The sequence below is a fragment of the Acidobacteriota bacterium genome, assembly GCA_026707545.1.
Lineage (GTDB): Bacteria > Acidobacteriota > Thermoanaerobaculia > Multivoradales > Multivoraceae > Multivorans.
In genome coordinates, this window is sequence record JAPOWR010000001.1 from 417,256 (window position 1) to 432,826 (window position 15,571).

The 15,571-nt window shown below is 68.0% G+C and carries 11 protein-coding genes; 8 read left to right on the plus strand and 3 right to left on the minus strand.

Going from position 1 to position 15,571, the window contains the following annotated elements:
* Positions 1-88 precede the first annotated feature (88 nt).
* Together OXG83_01685 and OXG83_01690 are read left to right on the plus strand one after the other, a co-directional pair.
* Entirely contained in the window at positions 89-2,905 is a 2,817-nt protein-coding gene (locus OXG83_01685; GenBank protein ID MCY3963722.1) for a TonB-dependent receptor, read from the plus strand.
* Between the two features lie 21 nt (positions 2,906-2,926).
* On the plus strand, positions 2,927-3,481 hold the full coding sequence (locus tag OXG83_01690) for a hypothetical protein (GenBank protein ID MCY3963723.1): 555 nt from the start codon (positions 2,927-2,929) through the stop codon (positions 3,479-3,481).
* 7 nt (positions 3,482-3,488) lie between these two features.
* Here the strand turns inward: OXG83_01690 and OXG83_01695 are convergent, their stop codons facing one another.
* Positions 3,489-5,960: a sulfatase-like hydrolase/transferase gene (locus tag OXG83_01695; protein ID MCY3963724.1), complete on the minus strand. Its 2,472-nt coding sequence runs from the start codon at positions 5,958-5,960 to the stop codon at positions 3,489-3,491.
* 61 nt (positions 5,961-6,021) lie between these two features.
* Between OXG83_01695 and OXG83_01700 the strand changes: the two genes are divergently transcribed.
* Positions 6,022-6,654, plus strand: a complete 633-nt coding sequence (locus OXG83_01700) for a GNAT family N-acetyltransferase (protein MCY3963725.1) — start codon at positions 6,022-6,024, stop codon at positions 6,652-6,654.
* A 21-nt stretch (positions 6,655-6,675) separates the two neighbouring features.
* On the opposite strand, the gene OXG83_01705 is transcribed toward OXG83_01700, so the two are convergent.
* Together OXG83_01705 and pyrE are read right to left on the minus strand one after the other, a co-directional pair.
* Complete coding sequence (locus OXG83_01705) at positions 6,676-8,898, minus strand: hypothetical protein (protein ID MCY3963726.1); 2,223 nt, start codon at positions 8,896-8,898, stop codon at positions 6,676-6,678.
* The gene (pyrE, locus tag OXG83_01710; protein MCY3963727.1) at positions 8,895-9,503 is read right to left on the minus strand and encodes an orotate phosphoribosyltransferase; all 609 of its coding nucleotides are present in this window, start codon (positions 9,501-9,503) and stop codon (positions 8,895-8,897) included. The genes OXG83_01705 and pyrE overlap by 4 nt, the downstream gene beginning before the upstream one ends.
* Before the next feature lie 63 nt (positions 9,504-9,566).
* Here pyrE and mog point away from each other — a divergent pair, with 63 nt between their 5' ends.
* The 5 genes from mog (at position 9,567) to OXG83_01735 (ending at position 15,545) form a co-directional block, all read left to right on the plus strand.
* A complete protein-coding gene (mog, locus tag OXG83_01715; GenBank protein MCY3963728.1) occupies positions 9,567-10,115 on the plus strand; it encodes a molybdopterin adenylyltransferase in 549 nt (182 codons plus the stop codon).
* 11 nt (positions 10,116-10,126) lie between these two features.
* Entirely contained in the window at positions 10,127-12,352 is a 2,226-nt protein-coding gene (locus OXG83_01720) for a penicillin acylase family protein (protein MCY3963729.1), read from the plus strand.
* Positions 12,353-12,362: 10 nt separating this feature from the next.
* Positions 12,363-13,046, plus strand: coding sequence for a hypothetical protein (locus OXG83_01725; protein ID MCY3963730.1), 684 nt, complete (start codon positions 12,363-12,365; stop codon positions 13,044-13,046).
* Positions 13,047-13,374: 328 nt separating this feature from the next.
* A complete protein-coding gene (locus OXG83_01730) occupies positions 13,375-14,511 on the plus strand; it encodes a tyrosine-type recombinase/integrase (protein MCY3963731.1) in 1,137 nt (378 codons plus the stop codon).
* Positions 14,512-14,582: 71 nt separating this feature from the next.
* Positions 14,583-15,545: a hypothetical protein gene (locus OXG83_01735; protein MCY3963732.1), complete on the plus strand. Its 963-nt coding sequence runs from the start codon at positions 14,583-14,585 to the stop codon at positions 15,543-15,545.
* Positions 15,546-15,571 lie beyond the last annotated feature (26 nt).

A 15,571-nucleotide genomic window follows, 5' to 3' on the forward strand; every position in this document is an offset into this window, starting at 1 on the left:
CTCAGATTCGCTAAGAAAAGTTCCTTGACTACGGACAGGAACGCCGTAAACCTTACGGTGTTTGAAACTGTGCCCACGGAGGTTCGTAATGACGTCGTCTCCCCGTTTCGCCCCGAAGCTCGTCTTCCCCCTGGTTGTGCTGGCGCTCCTGGCGTCGACGGCGATGTACGCCCAGAACGTCGGCAGCGTGCGCGGCACGGTCCGTTCCGCGGACGGTGAGCCGCTGCCCGGAGTCCTGGTGCAGGCCACGGGCGACATCGTGCGCGGCGAACGCACATCCATGTCGGGTGTCAACGGTGATTGGCTGATCCCCGGGCTTCCGCCCGGCCTGGTGACCTTGACCGCGACGCTCGAGGGACTCGAAACCGAGACGGTCGAGGGTGTCCGCGTCTCGATCTCCGGCGTCGCCGTCGTCGACTTCTCGATGCGGGTCGCAGGTGTCGAGGAGGCGATCACGGTGACTTCGGAGGCACCGATCCTAGACGTGACGAGTTCCTCGGCCAGCAGCAGCTTCCAGGCCGACCTGATCGACGCCAAGCCGACGACCCAGCGCAACTTCCAGGAACTCGCCCTGATGGCTCCCGGCGTGTCGGCGAACGGCAACGTCGGGTCGGTCGGCGTCTACTCGGGGTTCGTTTCCGCCTACGGACGGGACGAGGGGTCGGTGGCCTGGAACGTAGACGGCCTGGACATCAGCTTCCCGGATACCGGCAACATCTGGGGCGCGTGGGCGGACCCGGACACGATCGCCGAGGTGCAGGTGCTCGGCGTCGGAGCGCCCGCCGAGTACGGGAACATGACCGGCGCCGCGGTGAATGTAGTCACCAAGTCCGGCACGAACACCTTCCAGGGACGCATCGCCTACACGGGCGAGTTCGACGGTCTGACCTCGGCGGGTCCGCAAGTGGAGGACGCGGTCGGGGTCGAGCGCGGCTTCGTCAGAGACACATACAACAGTTGGACCCTGTCCGCGGGCGGCCCGATCAAGAGAGACAAGCTGTACTTCTTCGCCGCGGTCGGGCTCAAGGAGGATCTGCTGATCGAGCCGGGAGCGACGCCCGGCATCGACATCCCGGTCAGCACCTTCGATCACTACAACCTGAAGCTCGACTGGTCGCTCAATCCGTCGCACACGCTGACGGGCGCCTTCCAGTTCGAGGACTACGCACGCTCCTACGGCGACAGCGGCCGCGTGATCACGAATCCGGGCGCGATAGGCACGGAGTACGTCGTGGTCCCCTACACCCGGTTGGGTTACCAGGGGATCCTCGGCAGCAACACGATCCTGGAACTGAACTGGAACGACATCCACAACAAGAACCGCAACGTCTCGGCGACCGGCAGCCTGGAGGCGCCCTTCATCGACTACGACACGAGTCCCGCGACGTCGAGCGGCGGCAAGAGGTACCCCTACATGTATCCCGTGTGGTGGAACCGCGGCCACGCCAAGGTGACGCACTTTGCCGAGGACCTCGCCGGAAGCCACGAGTTCAAGTTCGGATTCCAGTACAGCAGCAGCGGCGAGAAGGCGGCGGCCGTCTATCCCGGCTTCGGCGGCAAGTACTACTACAAGTTCTTCGGCACCTACTACGAGTACTCCCGCAAGGAGCACTACTACGGCGCGGAGACGGAGGCGTTCGGGCTGTACGTGGACGACTCGTGGCGGGTCAATGACCGCCTGACGCTGAATCTCGGTGTACGGACCGACTCGGATGGTGGCTACATTCCGCCCTATCCGCTCCTGGAGTCCTACCTCTGCGACGAGCTGAACTGCGGCGTCAAGACCGGTGAGTTCTCGCCGAAGTACCCGGACGTCGTCGACTACTCGAGCGTGGACCCGCGGTTGGGGCTGGCCTACCGGATCGGCGACGGCGACCGCCAGGCCGTGCTCCGGCTGTCCGCCGGCCGCTACCACGAGATGAACGTCGTCTCCAACTGGCAGCAGCCCCATCCCGACCGGCCGGTCGCGCAGTGGCGCACGAGCGCGAACCGGCATGGCCCGTTCACCTTTGCTTGGGAGGTCGGCAACGGCACGTTCCGACTGCCGAGGAAGGACCTGAAACGGCCCCAGACGGATCAGTACGCGGTTGGGTACGAGAAGCAGGTCGGGGAGTACGTCGTCGGTCTCCAGCTCATCACGCACGAAACGACGGACATGATCGGTTGGCAGATCGGGGACGACGGCGAGTACGAGGACAGGCCCTACGTCAACCCGCTGACGGGCGAGACGATCATGTTGAAGAACATGATCGTCCAGCCGACGCTGCAGAAGGGCAACCGCCCCGGGAACGCGGCGAACGCTCCGCCGGGGACGAAGTACCACCAGAAGTACAAGGGCGCCTTCCTCACCTTCGCCAAACGGCACACCGGCCGCTGGTCGCTGAACGCGTCGCTCGGCTGGGCGGAATCGAAGGGGTTCCAGCCCGACGCGCTTCAGGAGAGCCAGAACAACGCCTTCTACATCGGCAACCAGGGTTCCGACCCGAACCATCACCTCTTCGGAGGCGAACTGGGTCAGAGCGACCGGCCGTGGACGTTCCGGACCCAGGCGACCTTCGATCTGCCCTGGGACCTGCGGCTGGTGACGATCCTGAACTACGAGGACGGCCGACCGTACCGCTACATGACGCGCGTGCGTCTGAACCAGGGGAACGTCACGGTTCCGCTGGAGGCGATGACCGGCGACCGCCGGATGCCCGCGCGCAAGCAGATCGACATCGGTCTGTCGCGCCGGTTCACGCTGGGCGACCAGGTTGGCCTGAAGGTTGACCTGCAGGCGCTGAACCTCCTGGACGACGACGGCCACTACTACTGGGGCAGCTACGGTCGCTATCCGGCGGAACTCGTGCCGTCGAGGTACTTCCTGCCGCGGCGGATGGCGATACGCGTGGGCATCGACTTCTAGATTCAGAAAGGTGGTTCCGACATGAAGATGAAGGCTGAGACGCCGTTCCCGTTCGATCGCCGCACCCTGCTGGCCGCGGCTCCGCTCGGAATCCTCGCCTCGGCCTGCGCTCCGGCGGAGGAAGCCGGAGCCGCGGAGGAGGAAGCCGCTGCCGCGGCGGATCAGACCGCTTCAGCGGACGAGGATGCCGGTCTGACGGTGGAGGAAATCTCCCACCGGCAGACCGCGCGCGACTTCGTCAAGGCGCTCGAGACGAGTGACTGGGAGTGGTTCTCCAGCGTCATGGCCGACGACGCCCGGTTCATCACCCACGCGGCCGAAGGGCCGTGGGCGCGGTCGATGACGGAGGGCGGCGATGTAATCCTCGAGAACATGAAGCAGTTGATGGGCGGCCTGAAGGATCCCAACCTGATGATCACCAGGGAGCGGGTGCTCGGGCACCTCGTGATCCACGAGCGCGAGGAGAGCTTCACGACCGAGAACGGCCCGACGACCTCGAACATCACGGCCATGTACCTCGTCCACGACGGCAAGGTGCAGGTTTGGTTCGAGCTGGTGGGTGACCTGCCGGCGTAGTGCCGGCTTAGCCCCGGGCCTGCAGGCGCCGCCCGTTCTCGACCGCTTCCCTGGCCTCGGGCAGGCGTCCCTTCCGGTTGAGGATGTCGGCCAGCACGAAATAGCCGAAGGGCCCGAAGACGCCCTCCGGATCGCGGCGCAACCCCTCGCGGACCAGTAGCTCGGCGCGGTCCAGGTCGTCGCCGCGATCCATGTGCAGCTTGGCCAGGTGGTAGTAGCCGAGTACGAACTCCGGGTTCGAGCGGATCGCCGCGCGCCACATCTCCAGGTGATCCTCGGGCCGGCCGAGCCGGCCGTACAGGTGTCCCAGGTTGAACTGGGCGCGGAAGTGGTAGGGCGCGTGCCGGATCGCCTGCTCGTAAGCCGCCGCTGCCTCCTGGGCGCGGCCGGCCTCCTCGTGAGTCAGCGCCAGGTTGAAGTAGGGCTGGCCGATCTCCGGGTTCTTGGCGATCGCCTTCTCGAAGTGAACTGCCGATTCCCGGCTCCGGCCCAGGAGGGCCAGGAGCTCGCCGTGCTGATTGTGGATCCACGCCGGCGCCACCTCTTCGGCGGCTGCCGCTTCAACGACGCGTAGCGCGTCGGGGAGGCGGTCCAGATCGGCGTAGATGTCGCTCATCGCGATCGCCGCGTTCGATTCGTAGGGCGCGAGTTCCACCAGCCGGTGAAAACCCACCAGCGCCTCCTCGAGGCGGCCGAGCCGCCAGTAGCTCGTGGCGAGTCCGAGCAGGGAGGCCTGGTGTTCCGGGTTCAACGCGAGCGCCTGCTGGTAGAGCGCCAGCGCCTGACCGTGGAGTTCGGCTGATGCTGCTGCGTCTCCGCGCCGCGACGCCTCGTCGGCGCGCCGCCCGATGATCCCACCCAGCATCTGGTTCGCGTCGACGATGCTGGCGTCCAGATCCAGGGCGGCGCGCAGGTACTCCTCGGCTCCCTCTTCATCGCCCTGTCCGATGAAGCTCTGCGCTTCCATGATCGCCCGGTGGACCGCGATCCTCTCCTTCGGATCCGTGCGCTCGACTCCGTCGTCCTCATCGATCCCGCTGTTTGCGCGGCCCGCCAGGTAGCCCAGGGCGCGCAGTTGCGCGAGCGTCTCCGTATCGAGGTCGGGCCGCCCGCCGGGCCGGTCACCCGATGACTTGAGGTAGTCGGAGTAAGCGAGCAGGCGTTCGCGCAGGGACCGCGCCAGGTCCCGTTCCTGAAGCAGGACGTTGTTCGCTTCGCCGGCGTCCTCCCGGAGCAGGTAGAGCTCCGGGTTCGTCGTTTCGATGAACTTCTCTGACTCGGTGCGGATCGAGCGCAGGGGCGCCCAGTTGTAGTGGTAGAGGGAGTAGTACGACTCCGTGTAGACCTCCCGCGGCGATGCCGGTTGCCGGCCCAGGATCAGCGACCGCAGATCGACGCCCTGCACCTCCGGTGGCACGTCCTGGCCGACGATCGAGAGGACGGTCGGCAGGATGTCGACGTGGCTGACCGCTTCGTTGACGACCGGGCCTTCGAAGTCTCCGAAGGGCAGCCGCAGGATGAGCGGAACGTGGACGGTCGAGTCATAGATGAAGTAGCCATGGAATCCCTCGCCGTGCTGCCCCAGTCCCTCGCCGTGGTCGGAGGTGAGAATGAAGACCGAGTCGTCCAGCACGCCGCGGCTCTCCAGCCCTTCGCGCAGCAGGCCGACGAGCGAGTCGGTGTAGGCCACTTCCGCGTCGTAGGGGCGGTCGGGATACTGGGACCTGAAGGGCTCGGGCGGCGTGTAGGGGTCGTGCGGCTCGAACAGATGGACCCACAGGAAGAAGGGAGCGTCCCGGGGCTCGTCGAGCCAGGCCAGCGCGTGCTCTATCGTGTCCGGCCCCTCGTGCTGCACCTGGCCGACGTTGACGGAGGGCTCTCTCGGGTCGAGCTGGAAGTCGTCACGGTAGCGGTCGAAACCGCGGCCGATTCCCCACCGGGAATCGAGGACGAAGGCGCTGATGAACCCCGCCGTGTCCCAACCGGCCACAGAAAGCACCTCGGCGAGAGTGGGAAGCGTTTCGTCCAGGGAGTAGCCGACGTTCTCCCGGACGCCGTGGAACGGCGGGTAGGTGCCGGTCATGATCGAGCAGTGGGCCGGCAGGGTGAACGGCACCGTGGTCGCGGCGTTCGAAAAGCGCACGCCTTCCCGGGCGAGCCTGTCCATGTGGGGCGTGGAGACGAGTTCCGAGCCGTAGCTGGAGAGACGATCGGCACGCAGCGTGTCGATCGTCACCAGAATGACGTTCAGCCGGTCGGCGGCGACCTCTCCGGCCAGTTCCGTCCAGGTCGGCAGCGGTTCCCGTTCGGCTTCCGGGACGGGCTCCGGGGCATCCCCGGGATCGCCGCCGGGGCCGCAGCCGACCGCCAGACCCAAGGTGAGGACGAGGAAGCGCGCGCCGACCGCCCAGGGAAGTGAGCGCAAGTCCGGGAGCCTCCCGTTCGAGATGAACATCTGGGGATACCTGCCGGTCACCATCGTACTAAGCTGCCGTCGCTCAAGCCCGCGAGACGCCCCTTCCGGGGAAGGAGATGAAGCGATGAAGATCGTTCAGGCAACGGAGGAACATCTGGACCGATACGCGGATCAGTTCACCGACCTGGTCTGGGAAACCGGCCCCGCGTCCTACGGGTACCAGTTCGACGGCCGGGAGCTGTTCGACCTGATGATCAAGGCCGCGTGGCGGGTGCCGGGCACGCTGTACTCGTACGACCGCACCACGCTGGCGCTGGACGGCGACGAACTGCTGGGGCTCGAACTCGGCTACGCCGGCCCCGAGTTCTCGCCGCGCAAGAAGGCGCTAGGCGGCCTCTGGGGCCCGATGCTGGAGTCGGGTGAGGTCACGATGGAACGGTTGAACCTGCTCGCCGAGCGGGCCTACCAGTGCAAGTACCTGAACGCGGTGATCCCGTCGAGCGTTTACTACATCTGCGCACTGGCCGTGGAGGAGCCGCTACGGGGGAAGGGCATCGGCAAGAAGCTCGTCGACCATGCGATCGAGCGGAGCAAGCGCGCTGGCCTGCGAGGCCTCCATCTCGACGTCCTGTCGGACGCGGATGCGGTCGGCTTCTACCGATATCTGGGGATGCACTGCCTCGCCCAGGTCGTTGCGCCGATTCCACATGAGAACGGCGTACCGATGGAAATGCGGATGGCGCTGAACTTTAACTAGGCGGCCGCACGGCGGAATCGGCTACGGGCCGAGCAGGTCCTCCAGCTCGCGGACGCCGCTGTCGAAGCGTTCGAACGCGCGCTGGGCCCGCGCCCGGTCGGCGAGGTCGCCGCTACGGTCGAGTTCGGCGGCGCTCTGCATCACCCGGCCGATCGCCTGCCGGGCCTGGCCGCGTTGCCGGGCGCTCAGGCCGGCCAGGCGGTCGAGCAGCACTTCGGCGAGATCGCGGGCGTCGAAGGCGGGCACGTAGAGAGTCAGCCACTCGCCGTTCTCGATCTGGGTGCGGACCCGATCCCGCTTGTTCGCCATCAGCGCCATGATGGCGTTTCGGTCCTCCGGGATCGTCATCGGCGGCCGCTCGTGGCTGTGCGGCCCGGCGCGGATGACACCGCCGCCGCGGGAAGCACCGGCGGGCGGCTCCACCGTCGTCTCCTCGAAGTAGAAGTCGTACCGCTGCTGCTCACCGGCCAGCCAGACGTGGGCGAAGAACTCGCTCGGCAGCTCCTCAGGAATCTCGGAAACGAGGTACTGGCTGCCGATCAGAGGCGCCATCGGGTAGCGGGTCTCGTCCCAGCTCTCCGTCTCCTCGTTCCACGCTTCGAACACGACGTCGCCGCCGAAGTTCCGCGGATCGACCGGCTGCTTGAAGTCGTCGTAGACGTAGAGACGGAACTCGCCGGGCTGGGGCAGGGCGCCCTCCAGGTGGTGGTAGTTGTTCGCCGCCATGAAGAACTGGCCGCCGTGAAGCGGGTTGTGGTCCATGTGGGCGGCGGCGTTCGGGTCGGCCGGGTTGGGCGCGAAACCCGGCGTCGCGCCACCTTCGCCGCCGACCGGCAGGTCGGTGCCGCCGAGGCCGGCGGCCAGCATGCCGCCGCGGGACTGGGGCTCGTTGCGCGGCACGAAGATCTCCGGTAGGACGAGGTGGTCGTCGAGCTCGTAGTCGACGTGGAGCGCGAAGGGCTGGACGATGGGGTTCTTCGCCTTGCCGACGTCGAACGATCCGATCAGCTCGACCCGTGTGCCCGGCGGCGCATGGACCGCCTCCTCGAACAGGTAGGAGGCGGGGAACTCGGGGTCGTACTCGGGCACGTACAGGACCGTTTGCGTCCGGCCGTCGGGAAAGTGGATCTGCACCTCCATCGTGGCGATCAGGTCGCCGACGTGCGGATGCAGGCCGATCAGCCGGGCGCGTTCGGTGATCGTCAGGCTTGCGGTCTGGGGCCGGGCGGCACGCCGGCCCTTCAGGGTGAGTTGACCTCCCGCCTGCTGCCCTTCGACCCACAGTTCCACTTCGTCCTCGGTCTGGGCGAGGAACAGGCCCAGGCCCGAGCGGTCACGGATCTCGGTGCGCGAGTCGTCGTTCGGCCGTCTGCGGTACTCGACCACGAGTTCGATCGTCGAGCGGCGGCGCAGCCGCTTGCCGGCGCCGTCCGGCAGCAGCACCGGGTCGTCGCCGCGCAACCATTGGCCGAGGAAGTGGGGGCCAGGGCGACCGGTGCGCATTCGCGTGGGCTCCGGCTCGTCCTCGTCGCGGAAGGGGTCGTAGGGGACCTGGACCTCGACCTCGAGCAGTTCCGGCGGCGCGTCCTCAGGTTCGTGGACCCAGGCCGCCATTCGGTACACCACGCCGGGGTGCTGGGGCCGGAACTCGTAGCCGGTGACCCAGGTGTCCTCCTCGAGTTCGACGGCGAGCCGCTCTCGACCAAGAGCGGCGTGCTGCCCGGACGCGACGACCGTTTCGGCGGTGGGCTCGATCACCAGGTCGGGAACGCCGAGCACCCATTCTTCCCGGGTGAACTCCGGCGGGGGAGGCAGGTTGCGGCGCGGTCCCTGCGGTCCGCCGCCCTGCACCCAGGCGACCACGATGTCGATCTCCTGCTGGCTCATGCGACGCGAGTTCCGGAAGTGGTCGTAGCGCGCGTCAGCCGTCCACGGCGGCATGCTGCCGGTCAGCAACTCCTCCTCGATCGCCACCGCCCAGGCGCGGGCACCGGGTTTGGCGTCGTTGCCGTAGGTCGTCAGGTCGATGTAGTCCGGCGCCGACCCCTTCGGGTTGTGGCAGGGCATGCAGTAGCGGCGGAGGATCGGGCGGACATCGTCGGCGAAGTTGATGTCGGTCGTGATCCGCACGTGGGCGGGCGCGGGTTCGGTGGCGATCCCGGTCAGAGTCAGGGCGGCCAGCACGACGGTGGCCGCTACGGCGGCAACGCGCCGGCCGTGCCGGTTCGTTCGCTCTCGCCTCATCGTCCGTCTCCGGAGTAGAGCGTCAGGTTGCCCTCGTGGTCGGCGACAAACAGCGGCCGGAAGTCGTAGCCGCGGCTGCGCAGGCGCTCGCCCCCGCCCTCCTGCCGGTCGACGACCGCCGATACCGCGGCGACTTCGCAGCCCTCGGCCTCCACTGCCTCAATGGCGCGCAGGATCGAGCCGGCTGACGTGACGACGTCGTCGACCACTGCCACCCGGCGGCCGGCGACGATCAGTTTGCGTCCGTCCGGGTGGTACGAGGCGTCGATTCGGGCGCTCGTGCCGTGGCCCTTCGCCTTGTTGCGCACCAGGAAACCGAAGAGCGGCGGACCGTCCAGGTCGCTCGCGACGGACGCCGCCGTTGCCAGGTAGGCGCCGCCGACCTCGGGCCCGCCCACTGCGTCGACCTCGAAGGGCCGGAGCTGCTCGCACAGGGCTTCGCCGATCAGCCGCGAGCCTCGCGGCGACAACACGGTCGCCTTCGTGTCGCAGTAGTAGTGCGAGCGCGCGCCGGAGGTCAGGACGAAGTCTCCCTTGGCGATGCTCCGCTCCTGGAGCAGGGCCCGCAGTTCGTGCAATCGCGAGTCGTTCTTCGGGTCCGGCACGGCCGGAGAGGGTATCAACGCGACGCTGGCGACCGGCCCGTTCCCGGTTGTTATCGTGACGCCGTGCGCTCCGCACGCATCGGCATCGTCACGGTTTCGGACCGCGCCTCGCGCGGGGTCTACGAGGACCGTGGCGGGCCCGCGATCCGCGACTACCTGGCGGAGGTCCTGACCTCGGCGTGGGAGCCGTGCGCGCGGGTCGTAGAGGACGAGGTCGAACAGATCGCGGCGGCGTTGCGGGAACTCTGTGACGACGAGGCTTGCTGCCTTGTCGTGACCACGGGCGGCACTGGGCCGGCGCTCCGCGACGTGACGCCTGAGGCGACCCTCTCTGTCTGCGAGAAAGAGATGCCGGGCTTCGGCGAGCTGATGCGCCAGGTTTCGCTTCTGGCCGTACCGACCGCGATCCTGTCGCGGCAAACGGCGGGAATCCGCGGCTCGTCGTTGATCGTCAACCTGCCGGGGCAGCCGAAGGCGATCGGCGAGTGCCTGGACGCCGTGTTTCCGGCGATCCCGTACTGCGTCGACCTGATCGGCGGGCCGTACCTGACGACGAACGAGGAACGGATCAAGGCGTTCCGGCCGAAGTCGGCGAAGAAGCCGGCGGACTGAGGAGGATGGACATGGAGAAGCAAGGCACCTGGCCGGTGCTCTTGACGGCTCTGATGGTGCCGATCTTCGCACTCGTCGCGTCCTGCGCTCCACCTGGAGGAGGCCGCGAGGAGGCGACGGTCTACCGGGACACCTGGGGCGTTCCCCACATCTACGCCGAGTCCGCCGAGGCCGGTCTTTACGCTTCCGGCTGGGCGATGGCGGAGGACCGCCTGTCGCAACTGCTCGAGAACTACCTCTTCGGACTCGGCGAGTACGCCGCCGCCTTCGGCCCCGGCAACAACGACGCCTGGGTGCGGTCCGATCTCGAGTCGCGGATGTGGGACCACTACGGAACGGCCAAACGCCACTACGAGGCGAAGCTGAACCCGGAACTCCGCCGGCACCTGGCGGCGTTCATCGCCGGCATCAACGACTACCTCGACGCGCATCCCGACGAGGTGCCGCCCTGGTGGGGCGACCGCCCGGTCGACATCTACATGCCGGTCGCCTTCAGCCGCCAATTCATCTGGAGCTGGCCGGCGGGGCAGGCACGTTCCGACCTGCGGGCGATCGGCATCGAGCCGAGCTTTGACGTCGACCTGCGGGCGTCCAACGAGATCGCGCTGGCGCCGGATCAGACGACCTTCGGCGCCGCGGCGCTGATCATCGACCCGCACCTCTCCTGGCTGGGCCGTCACCGCTACTGGGAGCTGCGGCTCCACGCCGGCGACATCCACATCAGCGGTTTCGCCACTTCCGGCTTCCCCTACGTCAACCTGGGCCACAACGAGCACGTCGCCTGGGCCCACACGACCGGCGGCCCGGACACCGCCGACGTCTACGAACTGACCCTCGACCCGGAGGACCCGAGCCGCTACCTCTACGACGGCGAGTGGCGGCAGATGGAGAGCCGCACGGTCGAGGTGGCGGTTGCCGGCGAAGAAGCGCCGCGCGAGGCGACGTTCTGGTACGCCCACTACGGGCCGATCGTGGCCCGTCGCGATGACCGCGCGTACGCCGCGGCCCTGGCCTACGAGGACGAGATCGGCTACCTGGAGTCCAAGTACTGGTTCATGGTCGCGGAGGACTACGAGGGCGCGGCCGCGGCACTGGACGTACGCCAGATCATGCCGCAGAACGTGATGATCGCGGACACGGGCGGCAACATCTACTACCAGCGGACCGGTCGTGTGCCGATCCGGCGGGAGGGCTACGACTGGAGCCGTCCCGTCGACGGATCGACCTCCGAGACCGAATGGCTGGGCATCCACCCGGCGTCCGACCTGATGTCCCTGCTGAATCCCGAGCGTGGCTACATGCAGAACAACAACATCGGCCCGGACACGATGCTGGTCGGGTCGCCGCTGGTGCCCGAGCGCTACCCCGCCTACCTCTACAACCAGCCCGCCCTCTACACCCATCAGCGGGGCGCTGCCGCCGTGGCGCTGCTCGAGGCGAAACGGGAAGCCGGCGGCAAGTGGAGCGAGGAGGAGATCGTCGAGCTGGCGCTTGACCGCTCGGTCTACCAGTTCGAGCGCTGGGTCGCGGAGCTGCTGCGCGCGGAGGCGGCGGTTCCCGGCAAGCGCTCGAAGGAGCACGTCGAAGTCGTGCGCCGGATCGGGGAATGGGACGGCGTGGCCGAGCCCGCCTCCCAGGGCGCGCTCGCCTACTTCCGCTGGCGCGAGGCTCTCTGGGAGCTGGTCGGCCGCGACGGGATGAACCAGATGACGGCGCGGGTCAACGACTACCTGGAACTGATCCGCGAGGCGCCCAGGCCGTCAGGTCTCCGCGACGACGAGCTGCGTGCCCTGGTCGGCGCGATCGACGCCGCGGCGGAGTCGCTCCGCTCGGGCCCGGGCGGCTTCGATGCGGCGTTCGGCGACGTCTTCCGGGTCGGCCGCCAGGACTCGAACGACGAAGTGTCCTGGCCGGTCGGCGGCGGCTCGCTCGGCGAAGCCGGGATGGCGACGATGCGTTCGGTCGGCTTCAGCCCGCCGCGCGCCGACGGCCGGCGCTGGGGCAACCGCGGCCAGACCTCGACCGAGGTCGTCATCCTCAGCAACCCGATCCGCAGCTACACCCAGCCCCCGATCGGCCAGAGCGACCGCCCCGACTCGCCGCACTACCGCGACCAGGCCGAGAAGCTGTTCTCGGTCGGTGCGATGAAGCCGAGCTGGTTCGCCCGCGAGGAACTGCTCGCCGACGCCGGCAAGAACGTCGTCTCCGAGTTGCGATTGGTCTACGAGCCGGAGTAGAGGAGTCCCGATGCGTCATCTTCAAAGGACCTGGTGCGCAGCCGCGGTCGCGCTCGCCGCGATGCTGACGCCGGCAGCCTTGTCCGCCCAGTCAGGCCACAACCTGGAGCGTCCCGCGCACTGGAAGGTCCGCTACGACGGCTCCGAAGAATCGGCCGAGAGGAACTTCGTCGTCATGCGTCCCGGCTGGCACGTCTACGCCGGCCCCGGCGGCCTCCTGTGGGACCCGGGCCGCTTCGCTTCAGGCAACTATGCCGTCAAGAGCACGATCTACCTGTTCCCGAAAGGCGACCCCGACCGGTCCGGGTCAACCCGCGTCGACACGCCCTTTGGCCTCTTCCTCGGCGGCCGCGACCTCGAAGGGGACAAGCCAACCTACGTCTCCTTCCAGATCGACAACGCCGGCCGGTTCCGCGTAGCCCGACACACCGGCGACGAGATCCAGGAACTCGCGCCCTGGACAGCTCACGACGGCGTATCCGTCCTCGACGACTCGGCCACCTCGCCCGCGGAGAACGTCCTGGAAGTGGACGTCCGAGGCGAACAGACGATCTTCTACATCGGCGGCGAGGCCGTCGCCGACTTTCCGTCCGACGAACTCGATTTCAACGGCCTGATCGGCCTAAGTGCCGGCAAAGGCCTCAGCCTCCACATCACCGAGATCGCGATCGGCCCGAATCGGCGAGACGAATAGCCCGACCAAGTCCAGCCAGTTCGGACGTCTGCGGGGGAGGCTCCCAGCGGACTCGAAGCGAGCGACGCCCGGCGCCCTTGCATCAAACGACGACCTACCGGAGCGAGCGGAGTGGAGTGAGCCCTTATCGGGCAACATGGCATGAGGTCCAAAGAGCGCGATTGAGAGTCGAGGCATGGCGAGAAACTCCAGTAACTACCGTGCTTTGTGCGGGTTCGCGAAGCGTTATCAAAGGCCATGGGAGCGAGTGACAGCGGACGGCGGTTGAGGCAGGATTGGGGGACACAGTGAGGGAGTACGACACGGGCGTCTCTGCTACGATCCCGCCATGGCCCTTACCCAGCGACAAGTCGACGCCATCAGACCCACCGGAAAGCCCTTCAAGAGGTACGACCGCGACGGCCTGATGGTGAGAGTCACCGCCGCCGGCAAAGGCCGATGGGTCTGGAGAGGCGTCGTCAAGGGGAAGCGGATCGAGGTCGGCATGGGCTCGACAAGGTTCCGATCGCTGAAAGAGGCTCGGGAGGTCGCCTTCGAGCATACGAGAACCGCTCGACTGGGAGGCGATCCCAGGGCGCCCGTCGCCACCGATGCCCCGACCTTCAGGGAGGCCGCGACGCTGTACCTCGAGATCCAGTCTCCCGACTGGGGAGAGGAGCACGCTCGGCACGTCAGACGGCTGCTGGAGCGCCATGCGTTCCCTGCCCTCGGTGACCTGCCGGTCAACGAGATCCAGACCGCCGACCTGATGCGGGTCCTGGTGCCTCTGTGGCGCCGTCAGCGGCCGACCGGACAGAGGCTGAGGCAGAGGATCGCGGGCGTCATGGCGTGGAGCGTGGCGGCCGGCTATCGCTCTGACGATCCCACGAGCACCCTCTCGGCGGTGCTGCCGGCCGGCCGGAGGCAGAGAAAGCACCATCGGTACCTGCCGGCCGAGGAACTGCGGGAGGCGCTGGTCAAGGTACAGGCGTCCGGGGCATGGATCGGCACGCGGCTGGCGCTGCGCTTCCTGGCGCTGACGGCAGCGCGGAGCGGCGAGGTTCGCGGAGCCAGGTGGAGGGAGTTCGATCTGGAGTCGGCTACCTGGACCGTTCCCGCCTCGCGCATGAAGTCCCGCAAGGAGCACCGGGTTCCCCTCTCCAGCGCCGCCCTTGTGGTCCTTGAGCGGGCGGACCGGTTGCGCGGCCGGGGTCGAGGTCTCGTCTTTCCCGGCATCCAGGGGAAGATGGTCGGGGCGGCGGTGTTCGGCCGGCTGCTGAACGACCTCAAGATCGATTGCAGCCCGCACGGCTTCCGCAGTTCGTTCCGGTCGTGGTGCTCGGACGAGGGCATCGACCGAGAGCTGGCGGAACAGGCCCTCGCCCACGCGGTAGGGAGCCAGGTCGAGCAGTGCTACGCCCGCAGCGACGTGCTGGAGCGCCGGCGCGAGGTCATGGAGGCATGGGGAGCGTTCCTGGTCCGGTAGTGGACGGACACGCACGCCATGGGCATCCTCCTCACCTGCATTCAGGCCGACTAGGTCGCGGACTTCTGACAATGGCCCTCAAGCCCCCGGAGGTCCGGCACCTGGCTGGCCGCGACGCCGCCCTCCGCGAGTTCGGCTTTCGTCCTCACGAAGCGGCCTGGCTCACCCTCGTCTGCCTCCACTCCGGCGTCTTCACCCGGACCCAGTTCACCGGACACCACCGGTGTCACCGCAAGAAGACCTCACGCTTCCTCCGCGCTCTGACCGAACGCGGCTTCGCGCGCGAGCACCCCGTCCCCGGCGTCGGCACCAGGCTGCGATACACCCACGTGCACAGCCGTTCTCTCTACAGCGCTCTCGGCGTCGAAGACACCCGGCATCGCCGGAAACCGGAGGAGGACGTGGTCCTCTTCCGCCGCCTCCTCTCTCTCGATCACGTCGTCCGCCACCCTCGCCTCCCCTGGCTCGCCACCGAGGCGGAGAAGGTCGCCCACTTCGAAGCGCGCGGCATCCCCCGCAACCACTACCCCAGCCGCATCTACGGCGGCGCGGCCAAGCGCACCCGGCGCTACTTCCCGCTCAGGCTGCCGATCGCCGCCGACCTTCGGTCGGCTACCTTCGTCTACGCCGATCCCGGCCGCCACACGGACACGGAACTGCGCAGTTGGGCCGGCGGCCATCGCCACCTCTGGCCGTGGCTTCGCGTCTTCGGAACCAAGGTCCACGTCGCCGTCGTGACGCGCACCGTGCCGAAGCAGCACCAGCTCTCCCGCAGGGTCGCCGCCTGGGCCAGCCCTCCGGTCCGGCCGCTGACCCCGGAGGAGTGGCAAACGGTGGTCGCCGTCAGGGCGGCGCTCCTCTCGGCCGACCCCGCCGCGCTCGAGCAGTGGGGCGGCTTCCATGCCGCTCGCCGCGTCCTGATCCGGCTCCGCCAGCGAGGGGCTCCGGAGGCCGCCGGCGGTACGTCCGGCCCTGCGATCGACGGCTACTCGACGCATCATGCTCGCGGCCTCGCGCCGCAGGTTCTCGCGTAACTCCGGGTCGCTCCAGGATCCGCACC